Source organism: Zavarzinella sp. (assembly GCA_041399155.1).
Taxonomy (GTDB): Bacteria; Planctomycetota; Planctomycetia; order Gemmatales; family Gemmataceae; genus JAWKTI01.
In genome coordinates this window covers 45,189-66,856 of record JAWKTI010000006.1, presented here as the reverse complement: position 1 = coordinate 66,856, position 21,668 = coordinate 45,189, and the positions used below count along the sequence as shown (strand labels likewise).

Here is a 21,668-nt window from a genome sequence, read left to right as displayed (position 1 = left end):
AGATGAACCAAACAATGGATTCAGGCATGTCGTATTCAATTTATAGGCGGGGATTTACCCTGATCGAACTGTTAGTGGTCATTGCCATCATTGCCATCCTGATTGGCCTGCTGCTTCCTGCGGTGCAAAAAGTTCGCATGGCAGCACATAAAGCCCAGTCCAGTAACAACTTAAAGCAAATGGGTATTGCGTTGCATGCCTACCACGATACTTACCAGCACTTCCCGGCTGGGTATCTGGCCGATTCGCGTGCCGCTACCCGCAATCCCGATACGTGGGATGGCCCGAACGGCTGGGCGTGGGGAACTGCCATCCTGCCTTACATCGAACAGGATAATCTGTATCGACAGTTGCGGCTTGATCTGCCTGCCTGGGATGCTGCTAATACCGCACTGGTTGCCCAGCCAGTGAAGACGTTTTTGAATCCTGGTGCACCTGATTCGCAGCCAACCATGAATGTGAAAGACACCACAGGCGCCACCATTGCCCAGTGGGGGCGTTCGCACTATGTGGCGAACAATGGCCAGGATGAAAGCTGGGGCTATCTGCAGCACGAACTGTCTGGTCTGGCCGGACGCGGGCCGTTTTATCGCAACTCGCGAGAATCTATTGCTTCAATTACCGATGGAACCAGTACCACCATTTTTCTGGGCGAACACACCACCATCAGCGACAAAACCTGGGTGGCGGTGCACCAGAATGCGGTGGTTTGTCCGACCGATCCAAACCGCTTCCCGTTCACCACTTGCGATGCTGCTGCCACCCTGGTGCTCTGCCATAGTGGGCCTGCAGCCGGCGAACCTGGGATTGTGCACCCACCAGGCTGGCCGACGTGCCACGTATGCCAGATGTACGCACCCTGGGCAGGCGGTGGCCTGGTGCTGATGGGCGACGGTCATGTGCAGTTTATCCCCACCACGATCAACATTAATGTGTTCTCTGCGATGTCCAGCGTCGCCGCAGGAGACCTGGCGGATGAATAGCACAAAGGTATCTCAGTGGAAAATCATTACTATAGTGATCAGCTTAGTAGGGATTCCTGTGGGGCTATTACTCTTTTCGGGCTGCCCCAGCTATCCCGAGGTGACATCGCCAGAGAGTTTGCAGTTAACCAAAAAGCTCTACGGTGCGTGCAACACCAAAAATGAGAAACTGCTGGCAGAAACCAAAGCAGATCTGACGAAACTTCTTGCTGAGCAAAAGGTTACGAAAAATGAAGCAGATGCATTTCAGGGAATTATTGCTTTAGCTGAGGCCCACCGGTGGGATAAAGCGACCCAGGAAGCGTTCCAGTTCGCCAAAGACCAGGTCGGGCGATAATCAATTTCTGTCGATGACCGTCCGCGAGCCGCCCCACCCCCTGGAACGTGCGATTACCGAAATGGTGAATGTACACATCCTTGGCCACCAGCAATTGAAAACCTGCTTGTAATGCCCGCACGCTCCAATCATCATCCTCAAAAAAGCCGGTGCCAAACTGTTCATCCAAAGGACCGATCTGCTGCACCACATCACGCCGCACCGCCAGACAGAAACCTTTCAGCCGTTCCACGCTGAGTGCCTGTTGGCTGTGCTGCTTCTGCACCTGCATCGCAAACAACGGCAATTCTTCCAGTTGCTGGTAGCCAGCTGCCATTTGCTGTAGGGCTGCGGTTTCGTTGCTCATTGGCCCCACCGTGCCCACTTTGGGGAGCACCATCTGCGCAATTTTGTGAGCCGACGGTGATAGCCACGGTTAAACTTGAGACGGTTGTGACAACAAACGCCATTCCCGCGCAGGCGGGAATCCAGTTCGTAGACTTTCTGATCTCCTTTTCTGAATCCTTGACCAGTAGCCTCTTCGTACTTCGTCCCTTGTAGGTCCAATCTTTTGGATGTCCGTGATCCACTAATCAGAATAATACTATTTATCCAGCAATAGAATATTTCATGTAGACCATCGATTATTGATAGCATACCGTTGAAATTGTGAAATGTCTGTCATTGTAGAAATAATCTCGTTAAGCAGTAACTTTCTTTCGAGAATAGGATCCCAAATACTCAAGCACCATGTTGCAGGAAAGCTTGCCAAAAAGCTTGTCCATTCTGAATAACGGAATTGTTTTCTGGACAACCGAAAACTCAATCCAATTTGTTTGACGTCCTTCAGATTATTCAATAAAATTAGCAATGCAATATCATCAAGCTCAGCTTCAACTATATCATCTTGCGAATCAACTATAGTAGCATTTTGTGCTTTGAGCCAAATGATAAGATCTGCCATATGTAATATTGGCCCTTCGGTGTCAGGTATAATTGTCAGAATTCTAACATCAGCTAAATCAGTTTCAGCATACACACAATTCCAGCTTGGTGTTAAAAGATTGATTCGAAGTTCGTTCCATGACATACTGTTACTGCCTGCAAATAAAGAGAATTTTGATTAGATTACTATTTTTATTTGATTCTAGGAGGATTTCTCCACCCAACATTTGGATTTAATGTATCATAGAGAAGAAGTTCCCATTGCTCAGGAGTGCATGCATAAACAGGAATGTCATCGGTAACTCCTTGTTGTCGTGCAGACTATATGCGATGATTTCCTTCCATAATTACACTCTAGCCTGCCCGGTAGCATAACCGCCATTATCGCGATTTTCGGTTTTATCGTAGGTAAACGTGCTGTCGCCATCGGCCTGCAACTGGGCGATGGAGGCCAGAAAGCCCTTGGCTCTTATCTCATCATTCAACCAGATAGCGACGATCGTTTTCGCGTCGCGTGAAGCCAATTTTGTCAAAATACTCACAAAGTGGCACGGCGTACTTCCGTGTGGTCTGCAGTTTTTCCCGTAGTTCGGAAACAGTGAAGCCGTTGCCACCTGTGGCCAGGGTGCGTGCGTGCTGCTTAGCGGCCTCCAGATGTTGCTGGTGCAGGAAAATTGTTGCCGTCAGTGGGACAATCTCCCCTTTCGCAATGGCCACTGCAATTACTTCCCCCAGTTCTCTTGATAACGTGCCAGCCATTTTGCGAAACTCTTCCAGTTCCGGTGGCTGCAGTCCACCTTGTAGAATTGCAGCAACAATTTTGTTCTTTAATTGCAACTGATTGTGGGTCAGGCGCGGGCGAAAGTCGGCGTGTGCCAGTTTACGACCTTGTTCTGTGGTGGTCACCTGTTGGGTGTCAACCAGGTGTTCAATCACCGCATCGACCATCGGGTCATTATTCAGGTAATGAAACCGCGAAATCAGGTGCTGTCGATCGTAATTCAGTTGCAGCGGATTGGCACGGTGCAGTGCCAGCAGTTCCTGCAGCACCTTATTCGCCAGTTCATTAATGATCGCGGCAGAAAAATAATGATTTCCTTTGCCCAATCTCTGCACCACCTGCTGTGTGGTGGCTGTCGCGATTGTGGGATCAATTTCGCCTGGCATAATGCCAATTTCACGTACCAATTCCGGTGGGGTAAACCCATTGCTGCCACGAAACCAGGCGAACGCTGTCAACCGCCTGAGCGGATCATTCGTTTGTAATTCCTGAAGTTGCCGCATTGGTTCGAGTTGCCGGCGATGAATTTTGCGGCTGGTGGGCTGAATCACTTTTCCCCCACCCAGCGTGATGGTGGCAGCAGAGTCCCGCACGATGAACGGTTGCCCCCATGTGACCGTGACTGGTTCATCCAGAAAAATCTGTGCGAGTGCGTGCTGTCCCGGGTTCAGGTGATCGGCCTCCAGCAGGCTGAGGACCCCCATTGCCTCGGTGGTACCTGCGTGCAGGCGGACCGGCAGGCGATGCCGCAAGCCACGTGGGTAGCGGGCAACGGCTTCCAGTTGTACCGTAATCAGGCGGCTGGGCTGCAGGTAGCCTGGGGTGGCCAGTTCGTGCCCACGATGCAGTTGGTGGGAATCAACGTCTGCCAGGTTGATTGCGGCACGCTGGCTGCGGCCAAGCTGATCGTGGGACAAACTGTGCGACTGCAACCCACGCACCCGTACACGGGTGCCTGCAGGTTGCAATTCCAATTCATCCCCCACGTGGGTGGTACCACTGATAATCGAACCGGTGACCACGGTGCCATGGCCCTGCACCACGAAAATCCGGTCGATGGGCAGGCGGAACCAGGAATTCCGATTGGCAAAAATCGCCGTATCTGCCTGCTGATCAAGAGCTTGCAGCAATTCTGCCTTGCCCTGCTCGGTGGGAATGGCGGTGCGGACAATCGGAGCTTCTGCCAGAAAAGTTTTTTCCATTGCGTCGCGGATTTCCAGTTCCAGCAACTCCAGTGCCGATTCATCCACCAGATCGGCTTTGGTAATCGCAATTACCCCACGTGGGATGCCCAGGTAACGCAGAATGTCGAGGTGTTCGCGGGTCTGGGGCATGATGCCATCGTCTGCTGCAACCACCAACAGGGCAAGGTCGATTCCTGTCGCACCCGCAAGCATGTTTTTAATGAATTTCTCATGACCTGGGCAATCCACCACGCCAAACTGGTGCTGAGGCGTGGTAATCTGGGCAAATCCGATGTCGATACTGATGCCACGTGCTTTTTCTTCCGGCAATCGGTCGGTGTCCACACCCGTCAGCATTTTAATGAGAGAGGTTTTCCCATGATCGATGTGGCCAGCCGTGCCAAGAATCAGATTCCGTGTCATAGTAAATTCAATCAACTGGGTAATGATGAAAGTTTTGTGAGAAGCTTTTGCCGGTAAACGTGCTCCCACAAGAGGAGTGCGGTGACAGTTTTCGCATCGCAGATCGTGCCATCGGCCACCATTTGCAGTGCATCGACCCGTCGCACCACGTGGGGAGTCAGTTGTTCATCAACTTCTGGTCGGGCGATCCCCTGTTCCAGATCCCACGCGAAGAAAAGGTGCAGTTTTTCGTTCAGCACCCCTGGGGATGCATAAAAGAAACCGTGGTAGTGCCATGAGGCAGCCCGGTAGCCCGTTTCTTCCGCAAGTTCTCGCTCTGCACAGACTTGCAACTTTTCGGCAGGCTCCAGGGTGCCCGCAGGTACCTCCCACAAGGTGTCTGCCACTGCAAAGCGGTAATTTTTCAGCAGGCAGATGTGGTCGGCATCAATAATGGGCAAAATCACCACCGCACCCGGGTGGAGAATCAGGTCGCGGGTAAATGAAACACCATCATCATTCGTTTCCTGATCGAGATAAACCTGAATTTTTCGACCTTGATGGATCAGTTCTCTAGCCAACTGTTTCTCCTGTGGATTTCACGAATAATGCCCGAATTGCAAAAAGAGTGCAGTTCATTCACTGGTCAGCCAGGCAATGAATAAAACGAAGATACCCAGCATAAAAACAACCAGCAAAATGAACATGTTCAAATTATCGCCGATCCACTGACGCAACTTCGATTTCGATTTCTGGTTGTGCGTTTCTGGAATAGTGCCACCAAGCAACCGAATGCAGTTGGAACTGAACGCACACAGGGCGGGGTATTCACGTTGGATTCTTTCAACGCGATCTTCCAGTTTTTCCGATTCGATGCCCCACAGGTCGCGGAATTTCGCTGCTTCACGAATGCGATCTCGCGGAGACATCGGATAGATATCCAAAATCGTTTGCACAGCACTTTCCAGATCGGGCGAAATCGCCTTCGGCGGGTTGTAATCCAGCCCACCCTTCAGGGAGTTGACATAATTACGCACCAACGGAAAATCGATCGAAATATTATTCAGATGCTGCCACTGTGCCTGCCGTTCTGGGGGATCGAGGGTCCAGTATTTCTTGCCAAACTCTTCCACCCGGGCAAAAAGAATTTCCTGTGCTTTATCGCGCAAAAAATGCAGTTCGGTAGTTTTGGCTTCAAAACCAAGCACGGATAATGCTTCCCGATCGATCTGTTCCAGCAGAAAACCGGTACGTTGCAGGCGTTGCATCACTGCCGCACGCTGCTCGCTTTTGGATTGGTTCGCATCCAGTGCCAGCACTTGGAGTGCTGCCTGGTGATAAGGATCAAAATCTGAAGTCATTTCGTTTGATTGTCCGGTGGGTTGCTGGAATCGCCCTCATCCGGAGGTGAGAAATCTTTGTCGTACAGATTCAAAAACTGTTCCAGTGCCGTGCGGTTGTTTTCAATCGCAAACGGATCCTGAGTGCCCAACGCTTCCTCAAACCCATCCAGCAGCATTCCCAGCACTTCCCGCAGATCGGTGGGCAGTTCCTGATAGAGCCGTTCTGCCCGTTTCAGCAGATAACGGTTGACGCTGTCTTCCCGAGGGTGCATCTTGAGCTTTTTCATCTCTTCCAATGCCCGCTGGATCTCTTCTTTCGAAAGATTTCCCTTGGTGGCTTTGGTAATGACGGTAGAAACCTTTGTTTTGGTTGCCACAATCTCTGCTTCTACTTCCAGCACGCCGTTCAGATCGTAGGTAAAGCGAACTTCCACCTCCTGCCCCGCAGGCCCAGGTGGGATACCTTTCACTTCCAGTTCGCCCAGTTGGTGGTTATCTTCCACCCGACGGCTTTCGCCCTGGAAGACCCGCAGAATGATCATGGTCTGGTTGGGATACAGCGTGGCAACCAGATCACTCTTGCTGACAGGGATCGTGGTGTTCCGTTGAATAATCGGCATGAAATAGCCATCACGCATTTCGCTGCCCATTTTCTTGCTGATCGCAATTCCCAGCGTAAATGGTGATACATCGGTGACCACCATATCCTCCAGCGAGGCATCCTGAGCAAACAGCCCTGCCTGCACTGCGGCACCCATCGCCACTACTTCGTCCGGATTCAGCCGACGGTGGGGCACTTTCCCAAGCATTCGGGCCACGCGGTCAAACAGTAGCGGGGTGCGTGTTGCCCCACCCACCAGCACCACTTCAGTTACATCTTCTTTTTTCACACGGCCGTCGCCCAGCACACGCCGAATCGGCAGTTCCACGCGGGCCAAAATTGGCTCAATCCAGGTTTCAAACTGGCTGCGGGTGACCGTAATTTCCATTGCATCGGCGGGTAGTTCCCCTTTGGCGTCGGGAATCCGAACCACGACACTTTCTTCGCGGGTTAACTTCTGCTTGGCACTTTCGCTCAGTTGCAGCATCCGCGACACTTGCAGTGGGGAACTCATTTCGGCACGTTCAAAACTGATACCTGCCCGTTCCAGCAACCGTGCGGCCAGTGTGCGGGTAAAATCCTCCCCACCGAGAATACTTTCACCCGAAGACGCCTTCACTTCCAAGGCACCATCAAACAGATCGACCAAGGATACGTCAAACGTGCCCCCACCCAGATCAATGATCAGAATGGTTTTATCTTCTTTTGTTTCGTGAAAACCGTAGGCAATTGCGGCTGCAGTGGGCTCGTTGATAATTCGTTCGACTTCAAAACCAGCAATTTTACCCGCTGCAATGGTCGCTTTGCGCTGGCGATCGTTGAAATAGGCGGGCACAGTAATGACAGCCCGCGTGACTGGTTCCTTGAGAAACGATTCTGCATCGGCCTTCAGCGACCGCAGGATCAGGCTGGAAAGCTCTTCCGGCTTGAGTTCCCGACCAGCAATTTTGGTGGTCCAGTCGGTGCCCATGTGGCGCTTAAATACCGAAGCGGCGGAATCCGGATACATCACCCGATATTCTTTGGCTTCTGCCCCCACCAGGACGCGGCCCTGATCGTCAATGGCCACCACCGATGGGGTAAGATTGGAACCCAAGGCATTGGGGATCAACGTGGGGCCGTTTTCACCCATGTAGGCAATCGCACTGTTTGTGGTGCCCAGATCGATTCCAACGATGCGGCTCATGGACTTATTTCCCTGTAAACGTGTTCTTTATTTTAGTCGAACTCCACCGATAGACGCTGATTTTTCCAAGATTGTTCGCGGGGCAGAATTAATGCCGAAAATGGCGAATGCCGGTAAACAACATCACCATATTGTGTTCGTTGGCTGCCTCGATCGATTCCTGATCCCGCATGGAACCACCAGGCTGCACCAGGCACTGCACGCCGTGGCCGGCTGCCTGATCGACATTATCCCGAAATGGGAAGAATGCATCTGAAGCCAGTGCGCTGCCACGTGCCAGTTCACCCGCTTTTTTGATGGCGATTTCCGTGGAATCAACGCGGCTCATCTGTCCGGCACCCACGCCGACAATTTTCGTCCCACGTGCCAGAACAATCGCGTTACTTTTCACATGTTTGCAGACCAGCCAGGCAAATTTCAGTTCTTCCAGTTCTTCTGGGGTGGGCTGGCGTTTACTGACTACTTTCCAGGTTTCCGGGTGGTCCGCACCCACGTCGCGGTTCTGCACCAGCATCCCACCATCGACGCGACGATAATCCCACCCTTGCGGGGGAAGACTGATTTCTGGCGTGGTCAGCAACCGCACATTCGCCTTCCAGGTGGGCTTGGTGGTGAGAATTTCGACCGCTTTCGGTTCAAACCCTGGTGCAATGATGCACTCCACAAACCGGCCCGGTTCGGCAATCAGATTCGCTGTCTCTTCATCCAATGGACGGTTAAACGCCAGAATCCCACCAAAAGCGGATTTGGGATCACCCGCCCAGGCATCTTCAAACGCTTTGACAAGCGTTGGAGCACTGGCCGCACCGCACGGATTGTTGTGCTTGACCACCACCACGGCAGGTGGGGCGAATTCCCGCACCAGGTTGAAAGCGGAATCGACATCCAGAATGTTGTTGTAACTGAGTTCTTTGCCGTGCAACTGGCGTGCTGTCGCCACGCACGCATGGTGGACACCTGGTTCCAGATACAATGCCGCCTTCTGGTGGTTATTTTCGCCGTAACGTAAGGTGCTGGAAAGAGTTGCGTTGATTTGCAGGTGGGGGGCAAATTCGGTTGTACTCTCCTCTTTTGCAAAATAATTCGCAATGGTGCTGTCGTAAGTTGCCGTCATTTGGAACGCCGCCGCAGCAAGTTGTCGACGGGTATGCAATGTTAACGAACCCTGATTTGCCTTCAATTCGGCAACAATATCCCCATACTGGCTGGGACTGGTAACCACCGCCACGGCGACAAAGTTCTTCGAAGCCGACCGCAGCATCGAAGGCCCACCGATATCGATATTTTCAATCAGTTCTTCTTCCGTAACTCCCTGTTTGGCAAGTGTTTGCGCAAACGGGTACAGATTGCATACCACCATGTCGATCGGTTCTATGCCGTGTTCTTCCATTGTCTGCAAATGTTCCGGCAAATCGCGTCGCCCCAGCAGCCCACCATGGATCTTGGGGTGCAGCGTTTTTACCCGCCCATCCAGCATCTCGGGAAAGTGGGTCACTTCGCTGATATCTTTGACCGTAAATCCTTTGGCAGCAAGAAGTTGCCGCGTTCCGCCGGTGGAAATCAACTCCACGCCAAATTCCGTGAGCACCCGCACCAGATCTTCAATGTGGGTTTTGTCCGAAAGGCTGATCAACGCTCGTCGGATGGGTAATTTCGTCATGCTGTCCCAGGTTCTCTGTGGTAGTTTCAATGCCAGAAATCCATTTTTTAGTTGTTCAGGTGCGAACGGGAAAGAAAAAGTGCGAAGAAAATATCACTGCAGATTATCTGAGGTTCCTGATTCGCTTGAAAAATGTGCGGCAAGTGATGGGTAAATTCTCATTAATGAGTTTACTTTCATAAAGATGGCCCACGGTGCGGTCAAATGGACGTTTTTTCGACGCACAACATCATATAACAACCTTGGTTTAACTACGTAGAACTTATGAACGATCTGGAAAAAACAGACCCAGCAATCTGGGCAGCAATTCAGGCAGAACGCCAACGTCAGCAGCACGGCCTGGAGATGATTGCATCCGAAAATTACACCAGCCGTGCGGTCATGCAGGCTCAGGGGAGCGTGCTGACCAACAAATACGCGGAAGGCTATCCCGGCCGTAGATATTATGGCGGCTGTGAGAATGTCGATGTGGTAGAGCGACTGGCCATTGAGCGGGTTTTGAAGCTGTTTCAGGCAGAAAAGGCCAATGTGCAGCCCCACTCGGGTGCTCAGGCAAATATGGCAGTCTTTCTGGCCGCACTGCAACCTGGCGACACCTTTTTAGCGATGGATCTGGCCCACGGTGGGCACCTGACGCACGGCATGAAGTTGAACATCAGCGGCAAATATTTTCAGCCGGTGGGTTACGGGGTGGATGCCAAGACCCACCAGATTGATTACGATCAGGTGGAATCTCTGGCGAAGCAGCACCAGGTAAAAATGATCATTGCGGGTGCCAGTGCCTACCCACGTCAGATTGATTTTGTCCGCTTTGGGGAAATCGCCAAATCAGTGGGTGCCCTGTTCATGGTCGATATGGCCCACATCGCTGGTCTGGTGGCAGCAAAACTGCATCCGGATCCGGTTCCCCATGCCGATTTTGTCACGTCCACGACCCACAAAACCCTGCGAGGCCCACGCGGGGGGATTATTCTTTCCAAAGAAAGCTGGGGCCCCAAGATTAATTCTGCTGTTTTCCCTGGCATCCAGGGCGGCCCGTTGATGCATGTGATTGCGGGCAAAGCAGTTGCGTTCGAAGAAGCCCTGCAACCCAGCTTTCAGCAGGATATGCAGCAGGTGATTCGAAATGCCCAGGCACTGGCCGCCACGTTTCTGGAACAGGGTTTTCGCCTGGTTTCCGGTGGCACCGACAACCACATGATTCTGGTGGATGTCTGGTCGAAAGGTGTCAGCGGTAAAGTGGCCGAACATGCCCTCGATCAGGCGGGCATTACGGTGAACAAAAACATGATTCCGTTTGATGAACGCCCACCACTGGACCCCAGTGGTATTCGCGTGGGCACGCCCGCATTGACCACCCGTGGGATGAAGGAAGCCGAAATGGCCACGATTGGCAAGTGGATCAGTCAGGTGCTGGAACGACCGGAAGACACCACGCTGCACGCTACCATCCGCGGTCAGGTGGCAGAACTGGGCAAAGCATTCCCCGCACCCACGGTTTGAGCAAATTCTGAATCGGTTACTTACCGATCTATCTGTTGAGTGTTTCCATTTTCCGATCATCCCGGCGTGATGATCAAACAACTATTTGAAACCACCCTTGATTCAGTGGAATGTCAAAATTAATTAGTTTTTCTTCATATTTCTTTGGCAGTGGGAAGGAACCCATCAACGGCACTCATGCTAACTGCTGAAATGGTAAGCACTTACGACAAATGATGCTGTTTTACTTGGCCAGCACCTTGCGAATGCCAAATGGTTGTGAAAACCATGGCATGTTAAACACGGGGGTCTGGGCATTCTGTGTGGCATGCCTCACTTCGTCATGGACAACATTGTACAGTTGGTTCACATACAACTGCCGTTCATACCGATTGAAATGAACCCCCTCTTCTACTTTAAGGCCCTTCAGCAACGCCGCAGTAAAGTGCCCGTTTTCACGACTGGCAAACGCCTGCTCCCTGGACATTGCTGCCGACATCACTGTGACTCCCACCCGTTCGTCAATCATCGTACGTGTCAGATCATCGGTGGCTGACCGAAATTGTCTCGTCGCGCTCACCGAATGTAACGACTTGATTGCTTCCGCCGAGTGACACGCATCCAGGAGCAGTAAAACAGGGCATTCGATATCCGCAAGTGCTTTCTGAAGGTCACTTCCGGAAAGTGAACAACCAGTAAGATCTTTTTGTGTATTCGCTTCATAAGTCAGCAGAAAATAGTCCGATTTCTCTTCTTCATCATCCTTGCCCGGGATAACCTGTTTCACACCGTGGCCAGCAAAGAATATCACCAGCAAGTCGCCTGGCTTCGTTGCTTTGCGAGCTTTCTTGATCTCTTGGAGAATGCGGTCCCTGGTGGCATCCTGATCGAGAATCAGTTCACCACCAGTAACGCCGAAGAGATTCCCCTGGCCCACACAGTTCGAGGCAAAGCTTTCGAAAATATCCTTGGCATCTTTCGTTGCTGCGTTCAGTTTCGTAATCGAATTCTGGTACTCATTAATGCCGATGCACAGGCGATATAACTTCGAGCTGTTGGCGGCTTCTGGTTTGCCAATCACCATCACCGGTTCGGAACTGTTTGAACCTTGAGCGTTCCGCACAAACAGTCTGAATTCAAATGGACGTTCACCAGTGGGGATATCGAGCTCGAAAGTTGCTTCCGCTGAACCGTTTATTGCTGGCGACCAGTCCCCTTTACCATCGGCAATTGGGCGACCATCCAGAAACACACGCATGGACAACACCGGCTTTTCTTTGTCACTGGACCATGCTTCTGCTTTCAGAATAACTTTTGTTTCGGTTTTTGAGACAAGTGTCAGCTTCGCCTGTGGCAATGTAATATTATTCTGATCGGCTGGCTTCACGCTGAGTGACAGCAACGCATCCTGTACCGATCCTTTTTCAATTGCCAGTTTGATGATGTCCGGTCTGCGGAACTGCTTGGCAAATTTCTCTGCAGGATGAAAACTAACCAGGGAGTTTTGCCCATTGTTGATAGCCCAGCCAAAGAGTTTTTCCCCACCGGGACTGGCCGCATAATACCCTTCCGGAGTCCAGCAGACCCATTCACCGTTGAGTTGTGCAAAGGACAACAGAGGATACTGTGAGCCATCCGTCCGATAGATAACGATCCGCGGGGTGCCTGTGGTACAGATAAGAAATCGACCATCTGGTGAGGAAGCCATGTATGAAAACATGTTGGCGTACGGCAGCACCTGTGTCAGAAGGGTCCCATCGGACTTGTAGATCTGGCCTACGTCTGGTCCCTCAAACGACGATTTTTGTCGCAGTGCTACCAGAGGTGGCTGGTCTCCATTTGGAATCAGGGTGTGGGCATTGTCCGCACCGACTGGTATACCCGCTATTGCCTTCTCCCCTTGCATCAAACGCGAGAGCCCACGAAAGCCATCGTCAGGTGCTTTTGCACCCCTGTTCATATTTTTTATCGACCACTCGCCATGTTTGAAGCGAGCAGTGTCGTACTGGCCAACAACGACATTGGCAATTGGCTCCATCGTCGTCAAGTCAAATCCCTGTTTCAACCCGGAAGTATCCCAGTCCTGTAATCTACCTTTGGGAATGTCGCCCGTGTTCCAGGCAAATCCAGGTCGGGAGGGATTTTTCGACCAACCGAGGTAATATGGTGCGGGACTGCGCTGACCACAACGAATTTGTGCAGTCCCGTCTGGCCTGCTGACAATCACTTCGGTATTACCAGTAACGGTGTAGGCAACGAGTTTGCCATCCGTCGTTGCAGCACAGACGGGAATATTGACCATCCCTTCTTGGTGAGAACTGAGCTGACGCGACTTTCCAGTGACCAGATCAACCACCACAGGAATGGTCCCACCACCTGCACCAGCGAGGCCACCATTCGCTGCTACGAAAATAGTTTGTGCGTCCAGATATTGAATTCCAAAGATGGTAACAAACCCCTTCCCCAGAGGAGGGGTGAGGTCTGGTATGCGCCAGGGCTTGACCAGCGTGCCATCAGCAGAGCGTATGTCAAAGCCACGGATTCGACTCTCTTCCGTGTTCGTTTTCACCGTATATGCAAACTGCCTGCCATCTGGCGACCAGGCCAGCCCCAGGGTTTCGAGTTCTGGCAGCAGTTCTTTCACAAGTTTCGCCTGTGGAGCAGCTACCCTGGGGATCTCCCAAATGGATATTTTTTGTGAGCTATCACTCATCAATAATTGTTGACCATCCGGCGAAAATGCCAATTTGTTGATTGTTCTGGGTACCAGTGTTTGATGACAGTCTGTGGTCCTGATCATGGGGTTGGCAGTCTTGATTCGTTTCTTGAGGTCACCCACCATCATCAGAACTGGATTTTCTTTTGGTCCTGTTTCGATTGAAATCGCCAGCATCTCTCCATCAGGGGAAAAAGCCAATGCAGTTACTGGTCGATTCAGCCCGGTTCGAATCTGGACGCGATTTACCGTGCGTTTCACAACATCCACAATGACTAACCGACCAGTACGGTCATCGCCCGTTGAGCTCAGCAGTTTCATCTGCCCACCGATGGCCACCAGATTGCCATCAGCGGAAACCGCTGCAACATCCCAGCGCCCGGCATCGTAACCTTTTTCACGGCCATATCCTGGCAAGCGGAGGACATCAAGTCGTTCGCCAGTCGAACTGCTCCAAACCTGCACCGTAAAATCCTGTCCGACGGTGATCAGTTTGGAATTATCCTTGCTGAAGCCCATGGCACTGATCGCCTGGGTATGGGAACCTGGATCAAAAACAGGCAACACCCGTGAAGTATCTTCTTTAATATCTTCCGGCTTTGGCTCAGGAATTTTGGCAATCCCTTTTTTCTTTTTTCCTTTCACTTGGGCGTAAGTAGACCAGTGATTCGTTGAATCGAAGGTGATTGTGGCGATGCCAATCAAAAGTACCAGCAATGCAAGTCGAGACATTTGTCAATACCCCAAACAATTTCAGCAAAATCAATACAGAAAACTGGCATCAGTAAAGTAGGCAGGAATTCAGCGAATCCACGATTGCAATCAGTTTGTCACCATTTGATAGACGGTGGGTGCTTTCCCAATGTTATAGATGTTGATGGTAATCAGCCGCGGCTGTTTTCCGCGCGCTGTCGATCACAATTTTTTCAACTCATCATTGGCAGCGATTGTTTATCAATAAGGTAATCGCCACAAACGAATCGAATGATCTTCGCTACTTGAAATTGCTGATCGCTCGTTTGGGGTGAACAATACCCCGCTGACCGCTTTCGTATGTCCTTTGAATTCGTGCAACAGCGCACCATCGGGCAATGACCACAATCGCACGCACCCATCGTCTCCACCACTCAGCAATCGTTTATCATCTTTCGATACCGCCAAAGAACGCAGGACAGTCCCTTTTTTCACTCGATTCACCTCACGAGGAGTGAAGGTGTCCCGATCCCACAGGCGGATCACGCCATCATCCCCTGTTGTCAGAAATCCATTCTGAAGGAAGGCGATTGCGGTAACACCACCGGTAGACCCGGTCGTCATCGCATTCATCTTCCGCAAAAATTTGACCTGCTCGAGATCCCACAGAAAAAGAAAGCCTTCCTCGTCTCCCGTAAGGATCTGTTTTCGATTCGGGTCAAACACAATTGCTCGCACCTCGCAATCCCGGTGACCTTCCAGGATATCGCTGGTACCTTTGGCGATGTCCCACAACAGGAGTTCCGCGAAAGCAGACGAGACCAGTTGTTTTCCATCTGGAGACAGTGCGAGCGTTGAAACCCGACGTGTATGTCCCTGAAGTAGCTGCCCGCGTTTTTGCAGCGTTCTCCCGTTGAACAGGTGAACATCCAGATCAAAGGGCTGCCGTTTGTTTCCCCCAGCGGTCGCTACCACAGAGCCATCAGACGTGGCAGACAGGCACAGTGCAGGGCTGTCGAGGTTCACAAATTTCGGTGCTTCTTTGCTGCCAGGCTCCCACGATCCAAGGGTGCGATCCAGTGAGCTGGAAAGTACCGTGTAGGAGTCTCCTTTTGTAATCACTGCGATTCCGGTAACGATACTCGAGTGGGCTTTCGTCATCGCTTCCTGGCCAACCAGTGCCAGACTGATTGTCTTCGGTTCTTTTGGCAGTACCACGAGGGTCTGGGGGAATAAATTTCGATTGTTGCGTGATTTCACCGCACGGATCTGGTAGTCACCGGGTGCCAGCAGCTGATCTTTCTCTCGTGAAGGATCGAATCGCTCTTCGATCCCATCACGTGAAAGGATGACCGTACCTACATCAGAATCTGCATGAAATGTAATCGTCACAGGAACGGCTGGCCTGGGCTGGTTCGCCTGAAATAAGCCCCAGGCGGAGATAGTTCCAATCACTCCCGCGGCAGCCACCCCGGCAATCCAGCGCCGGCGGGTGATCCGTGCCTGTCTTCTGACCATCGCGGCAGTAATCGATTGCAGTTGTTGCAGGGCAGCTTCTGTACTTGCAGGTCGATTCTGGGGTTCCTTCGCCAGCAGACTGTCGATCCAGCTTGTCAAGGGTGCTGGCAGCTTCGGGTTCAGTTCGCCAATTGGAGGAGGCGATGATGTCAGGGTGCGGACAATCATCCCCACGGGAGTATCAGCTGGAAAAGGCCGTTGCGAAGTGGAGATATGGTAAAGGACACAACCCACGCTGAATAAATCAGCACGCCCATCGATATGCTGCCCATGTGCCTGTTCTGGTGCCATATACCCCGGTGTGCCAGCGAACCTGCTGTCACCATCACCGTTCAACGGCATCGCGAGTCCAAAATCCAGAATTTTCAGGCGATCGGTGGGATGTTCCAGCCAGAGATTACCTGGTTTGATGTCCCGATGGATCAGGCCACGTTCGTGGGCCGCCTGTAAGCCAGAAAGCAACTCCGTGGCAATCCTTACAATTTCGACGGCTCCCAGCGGTGCCTTTTGCTGCCGCATCCGCTTTTCGAGTGTTTCTCCCTCGAGGAGTGGCATGGTGATGCAGGATATTCCATCATGCTCTTCGATGGAGTAGACGCCGACGATATGGTCATGCTCAACTGCTGCTGCAGCACGGGCTTCTGCAAGAAATCGGATTTTGATGCTGTTGTCATCGAGTAGATTCGGGCGGATGATCTTCACAGCGATGGATCGTTCCAATCGCGGATCGTAACCGCGGTAGACCACTCCCATCCCACCCGCACCGAGAATCTCGTTGATGGTGTATGGGCCCAGACGTCCGATCTCACCGGGAGCTGATGGTGCGGCCAGATAATCTGTAGTATCCGCACTGCCAAACCAGGATGATGTGGCAGGATTTCCTTCTGGCATAAGCTGACGAAACACGGAAATAAGCGTCGAGACGATTTCTGGCTCCGGTGTCTGTTTCAACTGGGCGGAGTCACGGATTTGGCGAACCAGTTCATCATCCGATTGCAATTCTTTCGCCAGAGTGGTGCATTTTGGGCAAATCGTCAGATGTTGCTCCCACAAGTCGGCTGTCGCATCATTGCCGTACCCCAACAGTAACTGCTGAAGCATTTCGGCAGAAGGACATTCCGAAGCCATTTGCATTGGGGGAACCTCAAGGATCAGTGATCTGAACTGATCAGTTACGTAATGAGTACACCGATCAAATTGAAATCTGTCAGAGAAATAAAAAGAATGTTCGACTTAATCGAGTAGCCCGGCAAGTTCCGTTCGGAGGTGGCGCAGAACGCGGGATTTCGCAAGATAAACCGCATTGACCGTGATCTGGAGTTCCGCAGCGACTTCTTCCGCTGGGCGATTCCGCACGACAAATTCCCAACAGGCTTTCCAGGAAGTGGGTTCAAAATTCACCTGAGCGATTTCCAAGGCCCGTTTCATGAGAAATGCCCGATGTTCTGCCTCATCGATCAAATGGCCAGGATCGCTATCTGCGATTAATTCTGCATTTTCCCCAGCTACAGGTAACCGTGAACGCTTACGTTCATAGTTGCGCCAGACGTTCATTAGAATTGTTTTCAACCATGCTCGGAAGCTCTGTTTGGGATCGTAGCGAAACCGTGGAAGCTGGTAGACCAGGATCAGAAAGACATCCTGAATAAAATCCGCACTATCGGACTCTGTTAAGCGCAGACGGTGACACCAGTGGTGCAAAATGGGGGTATACAATTCGACAAAACGCGACCAGGCCGATGGGTCTGAACCAGTGCGAACCCGATCCAACAAGCTAGCAGAGGTCGTTACCATCGATGAGATTCCATCAGCGGATAATTGCCGACTTTTTCATTTTACGCGGTGTATTTCAAGAAATACAGTGAATTCTGGGGACTGAAAGCCAATCAGCGTTTATTCGTCCAGGTGGGGTGGGCATATTTTTCGGCGGCGATTTTTTCTGCCAGCACCAGTTCATCTGCGGTCCACTCTGCCTGAAGGAATTTGGTACTGGTCGCTTCGGCAAATTTCGCACAAATGGCGGTTTGCAATTCGTCTCCAGCCACAGAAATACCAGAAAGTTCCAGCACCCCAGGTAAGGTGGGGGTCAATGGGCTTTGTGCCAGTAAAATACTGCCGTGCTGCATCAGTCCCTGTCGAGGTCGTCGCTGGGCACTGCCCACAATTTTCTGCATATTGATATGCAGGTCGCCCGGTGTCAGGTGCTGGAAGCAAAGGAGCGGATCGCGTTTCGTTTCCAGCCCACATATGAGTGCGTCCGTAACCACCCCGAATGTCAGAAAGGCTTCCTGAATGATGTGGTGCATCCGGCACAACCAGTTTTCTGACGTAAACCACTGTGGCTGTGGGGGTAACGCCAGACAATAGGTCAATTCCAGGTGGTGGACAATCGCCCCACCGCCGGTATGGCGACGCACCACGTCGGCCTGCAGTAACTGTGGGTGGGTCTGTAGCAGTTCGATCGGCTGAAAATACCCCAGGGATACCGTGGGGCGTTCCCACGTGTAAAACCGCAGGCAGGCCTGGCTTTCCTGCAGCGCATACTGAAACATCGCTTCATCCAGTGCCATGTTCAGCGCACCACTGGCGGCAGCGGTGGGTAAAATCCGGCAGTTCAAGAATCAATCTCCTGCTGTTCAACTTCCCATTTATTCTGTTAAGATATGATCTGCCCCAAAGAGAACCTAAACCGGTCCTCGTCTGTCTAACTAACTGGATTGTTGGGTGGGATCACCCGTGGAGTCTGATTATTAGTTCATCGTTTGAGCAAACACGTCATGAAATGACCGCGAACCAGGAACGGGCGATCCTGGTGAGTGTTGATTTACCCGGTCGACACTGGCTGACAGATGATCCGTGCGACGAAATTCGTGGTCTGGCGGAATCTGCTGGTGCCGAAGTGGTGGGGGAATTAACCCAGAAAAGGCACGGAATTGACCCTGGCACCTATATTGGCAAAGGAAAAATGGCCGAATTGGTCGAATTAGCCACGGCCACCGATGCCGACTTGATCATTTTTGACAACGATCTGACACCCGGACAGGGCAAAAGCCTGGAAAAAGCCACCAAAATCAAGGTGCTGGACCGCAGTGAACTGATTCTCGATATTTTTGCCAGCCGAGCCCGGTCTCCGGAAGCAAAATTGCAGGTGGAACTGGCCCAACTGGAGTATTCTTTGCCTCGTTTGAAGCAGATGTGGACCCACTTGTCCCGCTATTCTGGTGGGATTGGTATGCGTGGTCCTGGTGAAACCCAGTTAGAAGAAGACCGCCGGATCATTGCTACCCGGATTCGGGATCTGAAATTGAAGCTGACGGTGGTTCAGGCACGCAAAGAACGCGAAGTCCGCAGTCGGGCGGAAGAATACACGGTTTCGCTGGTGGGATACACCAACGCGGGTAAAAGTCGACTGATGAATCGGCTGACCCACGCCGATGTCTATGTGGAAGATAAGCTCTTTTCCACGCTGGATACCCGCACGCGACAGTGGCACATCCGCGATTTTGGCAAATTGCTGCTCAGCGATACGGTAGGATTCATTCGTAACCTTCCCCACCACCTGGTGGCATCATTCAAAGCAACGTTAGAAGAAGCCCGCCAGGCTCGCCTGCTGCTTCACGTGGTCGATTGCAGCCACCCGTACGCGGAAGAGCACATTAAAGCGGTCAACAAAGTGTTAGATGAACTGGGATGCCTCAATAAGCCGACAATTCTGGTATTAAACAAAGTCGATAAACTGCAGGATCGCACCGTGCTCAGTCTGTTATCCCAGGCCCACCCCCATGTGGTGGCGATCAGTGGGGCAACGGGGGAAGGGATTGAAGAGTTGCAGGAAGCCGTGATTGAGCAGTTGACGGAAGATTTTATCGAAGCGGATATTTCGATGGAGCTGGGAAACTCTCGTCTTCAGGCCTATCTGCAGGCCCATGCGGAAGTGTATCATCAGGAATACCTGGAATCCACTGCGAAAATGCGGTGTCGCCTCCCACGCTACCTGGTGCGGCACGTCGAGCAGGATGGTGGAGAAATTCGGATGATTGCGGGCAAGTCGCTGAGTGCCCCCACCGTGGCAGATGAAAATCCTTTAGAGTTGGAATAACAGAGCCTTTTTTGTCTTTATAGCCCGCAGCGCCAGCAAGGAAATTTCTTCATTTTCAAAAGTAGTCGCACACATGCGTATTGACCGCCAAGACGCCACGTCGCCAAGAAGACAAATTCTTCATTAATTCCCAAAGGACATAACGAGCGGGATGCGTCAGTGACGAAATTTGCCTGTGAGCAGCGGTTTGTCTTCATAGCCCGCAGCGCAAGCAAGGGAATTTCTTTTTCAAGATCAACCGCAAAGCCGCGAAGACGCAAGGTAGTTCTGAATCCGTTCCGTTTCCAAAGGCTGCACCCCACCATGCGTACCGATGGGTAAATGAAATGGTCAATCGTGCGGAAAAATGATTTCGCAGGAAATTAATTTGGGAAGTAATAAGTCCAGCCGAAGCGGGCACCATAATTCGTGATGCCGAGGTTGCGTTCACCCAGTGAGAAATTCGACATATGCTCGAAACCCACTTCCACATCAAAAGAAACGTCATCAGACAACATGATGCGGATACCGGCAGCGGTACCCAGCAGAAATTCAAATGCCTGTCCGATTGCCCGCTGGGAACTATCCTTGTAGGCATCATTGATCACAAAACCAGCACTTGCCTGAATGTAGGGATTAACCGCACCTTCCATGGCAGGAATGTTGTAACGGAAGATTGCCGACGGTCCACCGTGTATATCACCGTAACTACTGGTCACCACGGCTAAAGACAGATCCAGCAGCACTTCAAAACTGCCGGGATAGATGTTTTTCTCTGGGAACAGATTGCCCAGCATCCAGCCCCGCCGAATTGATAGTGGGGCATACTCATATGGTGGGACAGTTGGCCCCACTGCCGTAGAAAAGAAGCCGCCCATCAGAATTTGCCAGCTTCCAGTGCCTGGGTACAGCCACTGACCGGGTAAGCGGTGCCCAAAATCACACTCCGAACGACAATAAATCGGTGCGTGAGTGGAATACGTATCAACGGGCGTACCCGTGTAAAATTCATTCGCCGGTGCCGACTGCTCCACTACTGGTGGGGTGTTTGCAGGTATTACAGGCATTGCTGGGCCCGCTGGACTTGCCGTGTAGTTGGTGGGTTGCAACGTAGTACTTCCTGTCGGTGGTAAAATAGGCAGACTGACAGGTTTAGGAGACTCTTTGCCCACAGGTGTGGCAGGTGGCAGACTATGAAACTGCTGCGGCACGGGTGGCAGTCGATGTTCTGGCGGCATCACCGACAGACCAGCCGGGCGGTAACGTTCTGGCACCACTTTTGGAGCAACGGGTGCGGGCTTGGTTGCACCGGGTCGCGTGGTTGCAGGGGAATCGCTTGAAAATAAACTCCGTGGCTTCCCAAGGAGATTATCAAGGAATTCCTGCCCAAAGGTGCTACTCAGCGGGAGTAACAACGCCAATAAACCCGTACTGAATTTCCAACTGGACAAAGGATTCCCCCCACCTTCGTGTGCCAGGCTCTTTCGAGTGCTTCCGGCTGCCCATAAACGAAATGGGGTTTTTCTGCAAGGGCAAATCTATTGGATCAATTATTGCGAAGTCATCATTCCCACCTCCACGATGTTCTGAACTCCACGTTCAAGCCACCGATTCGAATTCCTGTCAGAACGGGAACATTTTTACAGTCCCACTACAAATAAGTAACGGGGCAAATACGAAAAAGTTTGCAGAAAAAATGAAAATTTGTACAGTTTTTTAGAATTTTGTATTTTTTTTCTCAAGTTTTGCGCAAGAAGTGCGTTCGCTGGCGTTCGCAGGT

At 51.7% G+C, this 21,668-nt stretch carries 17 protein-coding genes; 4 read left to right on the top strand and 13 right to left on the bottom strand.

The annotated features are described in order from the left end of the window. Nucleotides 1–26: 26 nt before the first annotated feature. Complete coding sequence (locus R3B84_22370; protein ID MEZ6143322.1) at nucleotides 27–983, top strand: DUF1559 domain-containing protein; 957 nt, start codon at nucleotides 27–29, stop codon at nucleotides 981–983. Next, nucleotides 976–1,320, top strand: coding sequence for a hypothetical protein (locus R3B84_22365; GenBank protein ID MEZ6143321.1), 345 nt, complete (start codon nucleotides 976–978; stop codon nucleotides 1,318–1,320). Before R3B84_22370 ends, R3B84_22365 begins: the two co-directional genes overlap by 8 nt. Here R3B84_22365 and R3B84_22360 read toward each other — a convergent pair. The 8 genes from R3B84_22360 to purH all read right to left on the bottom strand — a co-directional run bounded on the left by R3B84_22360 (nucleotide 1,238) and on the right by purH (nucleotide 9,401). Continuing rightward, entirely contained in the window at nucleotides 1,238–1,699 is a 462-nt protein-coding gene (locus R3B84_22360; GenBank protein ID MEZ6143320.1) for a glycosyltransferase, read from the bottom strand. The two genes, R3B84_22365 and R3B84_22360, sit on opposite strands and share 83 nt — an antisense overlap. Before the next feature lie 228 nt (nucleotides 1,700–1,927). Then, entirely contained in the window at nucleotides 1,928–2,389 is a 462-nt protein-coding gene (locus tag R3B84_22355) for a hypothetical protein (GenBank protein ID MEZ6143319.1), read from the bottom strand. Between the two features lie 202 nt (nucleotides 2,390–2,591). Then, nucleotides 2,592–2,768 carry a hypothetical protein gene (locus tag R3B84_22350; protein ID MEZ6143318.1) on the bottom strand — a complete coding sequence of 59 codons (177 nt, stop codon included), beginning with the start codon at nucleotides 2,766–2,768 and terminating at the stop codon, nucleotides 2,592–2,594. Beyond that, a complete protein-coding gene (selB, locus tag R3B84_22345; GenBank protein MEZ6143317.1) occupies nucleotides 2,722–4,632 on the bottom strand; it encodes a selenocysteine-specific translation elongation factor in 1,911 nt (636 codons plus the stop codon). Before selB ends, R3B84_22350 begins: the two co-directional genes overlap by 47 nt. An 11-nt stretch (nucleotides 4,633–4,643) precedes the next feature. Beyond that, on the bottom strand, nucleotides 4,644–5,192 hold the full coding sequence (locus tag R3B84_22340; protein ID MEZ6143316.1) for an NUDIX hydrolase: 549 nt from the start codon (nucleotides 5,190–5,192) through the stop codon (nucleotides 4,644–4,646). Between the two features lie 54 nt (nucleotides 5,193–5,246). Continuing rightward, on the bottom strand, nucleotides 5,247–5,972 hold the full coding sequence (locus R3B84_22335; protein ID MEZ6143315.1) for a hypothetical protein: 726 nt from the start codon (nucleotides 5,970–5,972) through the stop codon (nucleotides 5,247–5,249). Next, entirely contained in the window at nucleotides 5,969–7,741 is a 1,773-nt protein-coding gene (locus tag R3B84_22330; protein MEZ6143314.1) for an Hsp70 family protein, read from the bottom strand. Before R3B84_22330 ends, R3B84_22335 begins: the two co-directional genes overlap by 4 nt. Before the next feature lie 88 nt (nucleotides 7,742–7,829). Continuing rightward, nucleotides 7,830–9,401 carry a bifunctional phosphoribosylaminoimidazolecarboxamide formyltransferase/IMP cyclohydrolase gene (gene purH, locus R3B84_22325; GenBank protein MEZ6143313.1) on the bottom strand — a complete coding sequence of 524 codons (1,572 nt, stop codon included), beginning with the start codon at nucleotides 9,399–9,401 and terminating at the stop codon, nucleotides 7,830–7,832. Between the two features lie 264 nt (nucleotides 9,402–9,665). On the opposite strand from purH, the gene glyA reads away from it, so the two are divergent. Further along, nucleotides 9,666–10,904, top strand: a complete 1,239-nt coding sequence (glyA, locus tag R3B84_22320; protein ID MEZ6143312.1) for a serine hydroxymethyltransferase — start codon at nucleotides 9,666–9,668, stop codon at nucleotides 10,902–10,904. 223 nt (nucleotides 10,905–11,127) lie between these two features. On the opposite strand, the gene R3B84_22315 is transcribed toward glyA, so the two are convergent. The 4 genes from R3B84_22315 to R3B84_22300 all read right to left on the bottom strand — a co-directional run bounded on the left by R3B84_22315 (nucleotide 11,128) and on the right by R3B84_22300 (nucleotide 18,428). After that, the gene (locus R3B84_22315; protein ID MEZ6143311.1) at nucleotides 11,128–14,331 is read right to left on the bottom strand and encodes a caspase family protein; all 3,204 of its coding nucleotides are present in this window, start codon (nucleotides 14,329–14,331) and stop codon (nucleotides 11,128–11,130) included. A gap of 222 nt (nucleotides 14,332–14,553) precedes the next feature. Next, on the bottom strand, nucleotides 14,554–16,944 hold the full coding sequence (locus tag R3B84_22310) for a serine/threonine-protein kinase (protein MEZ6143310.1): 2,391 nt from the start codon (nucleotides 16,942–16,944) through the stop codon (nucleotides 14,554–14,556). Nucleotides 16,945–17,043: 99 nt separating this feature from the next. Further along, complete coding sequence (locus tag R3B84_22305) at nucleotides 17,044–17,604, bottom strand: sigma-70 family RNA polymerase sigma factor (GenBank protein MEZ6143309.1); 561 nt, start codon at nucleotides 17,602–17,604, stop codon at nucleotides 17,044–17,046. Nucleotides 17,605–17,696: 92 nt separating this feature from the next. Beyond that, nucleotides 17,697–18,428: a biotin/lipoate A/B protein ligase family protein gene (locus tag R3B84_22300; GenBank protein ID MEZ6143308.1), complete on the bottom strand. Its 732-nt coding sequence runs from the start codon at nucleotides 18,426–18,428 to the stop codon at nucleotides 17,697–17,699. Nucleotides 18,429–18,592: 164 nt separating this feature from the next. Here R3B84_22300 and hflX point away from each other — a divergent pair, with 164 nt between their 5' ends. After that, on the top strand, nucleotides 18,593–19,909 hold the full coding sequence (gene hflX / locus R3B84_22295) for a GTPase HflX (protein ID MEZ6143307.1): 1,317 nt from the start codon (nucleotides 18,593–18,595) through the stop codon (nucleotides 19,907–19,909). Nucleotides 19,910–20,271: 362 nt separating this feature from the next. Here the strand turns inward: hflX and R3B84_22290 are convergent, their stop codons facing one another. Continuing rightward, entirely contained in the window at nucleotides 20,272–21,339 is a 1,068-nt protein-coding gene (locus tag R3B84_22290; GenBank protein MEZ6143306.1) for an acyloxyacyl hydrolase, read from the bottom strand. Nucleotides 21,340–21,668 lie beyond the last annotated feature (329 nt).

Bases quoted from the DNA above. Each gene is read 5' to 3' on its own strand.
- R3B84_22370 (MEZ6143322.1), top strand. From the start codon at position 27: ATGTCGTATTCAATTTATAGGCGGGGATTTACCCTGATCGAACTGTTA.
- R3B84_22365 (MEZ6143321.1), top strand. From the start codon at position 976: ATGAATAGCACAAAGGTATCTCAGTGGAAAATCATTACTATAGTGATC.
- R3B84_22360 (MEZ6143320.1), bottom strand. From the start codon at position 1,699: ATGGTGCTCCCCAAAGTGGGCACGGTGGGGCCAATGAGCAACGAAACC.
- R3B84_22355 (MEZ6143319.1), bottom strand. From the start codon at position 2,389: ATGTCATGGAACGAACTTCGAATCAATCTTTTAACACCAAGCTGGAAT.
- selB (MEZ6143317.1), bottom strand. From the start codon at position 4,632: ATGACACGGAATCTGATTCTTGGCACGGCTGGCCACATCGATCATGGG.
- R3B84_22335 (MEZ6143315.1), bottom strand. From the start codon at position 5,972: ATGACTTCAGATTTTGATCCTTATCACCAGGCAGCACTCCAAGTGCTG.
- R3B84_22330 (MEZ6143314.1), bottom strand. From the start codon at position 7,741: ATGAGCCGCATCGTTGGAATCGATCTGGGCACCACAAACAGTGCGATT.
- purH (MEZ6143313.1), bottom strand. From the start codon at position 9,401: ATGACGAAATTACCCATCCGACGAGCGTTGATCAGCCTTTCGGACAAA.
- glyA (MEZ6143312.1), top strand. From the start codon at position 9,666: ATGAACGATCTGGAAAAAACAGACCCAGCAATCTGGGCAGCAATTCAG.
- R3B84_22315 (MEZ6143311.1), bottom strand. From the start codon at position 14,331: ATGTCTCGACTTGCATTGCTGGTACTTTTGATTGGCATCGCCACAATC.
- R3B84_22310 (MEZ6143310.1), bottom strand. From the start codon at position 16,944: ATGCAAATGGCTTCGGAATGTCCTTCTGCCGAAATGCTTCAGCAGTTA.
- R3B84_22305 (MEZ6143309.1), bottom strand. From the start codon at position 17,604: ATGGTAACGACCTCTGCTAGCTTGTTGGATCGGGTTCGCACTGGTTCA.
- hflX (MEZ6143307.1), top strand. From the start codon at position 18,593: ATGACCGCGAACCAGGAACGGGCGATCCTGGTGAGTGTTGATTTACCC.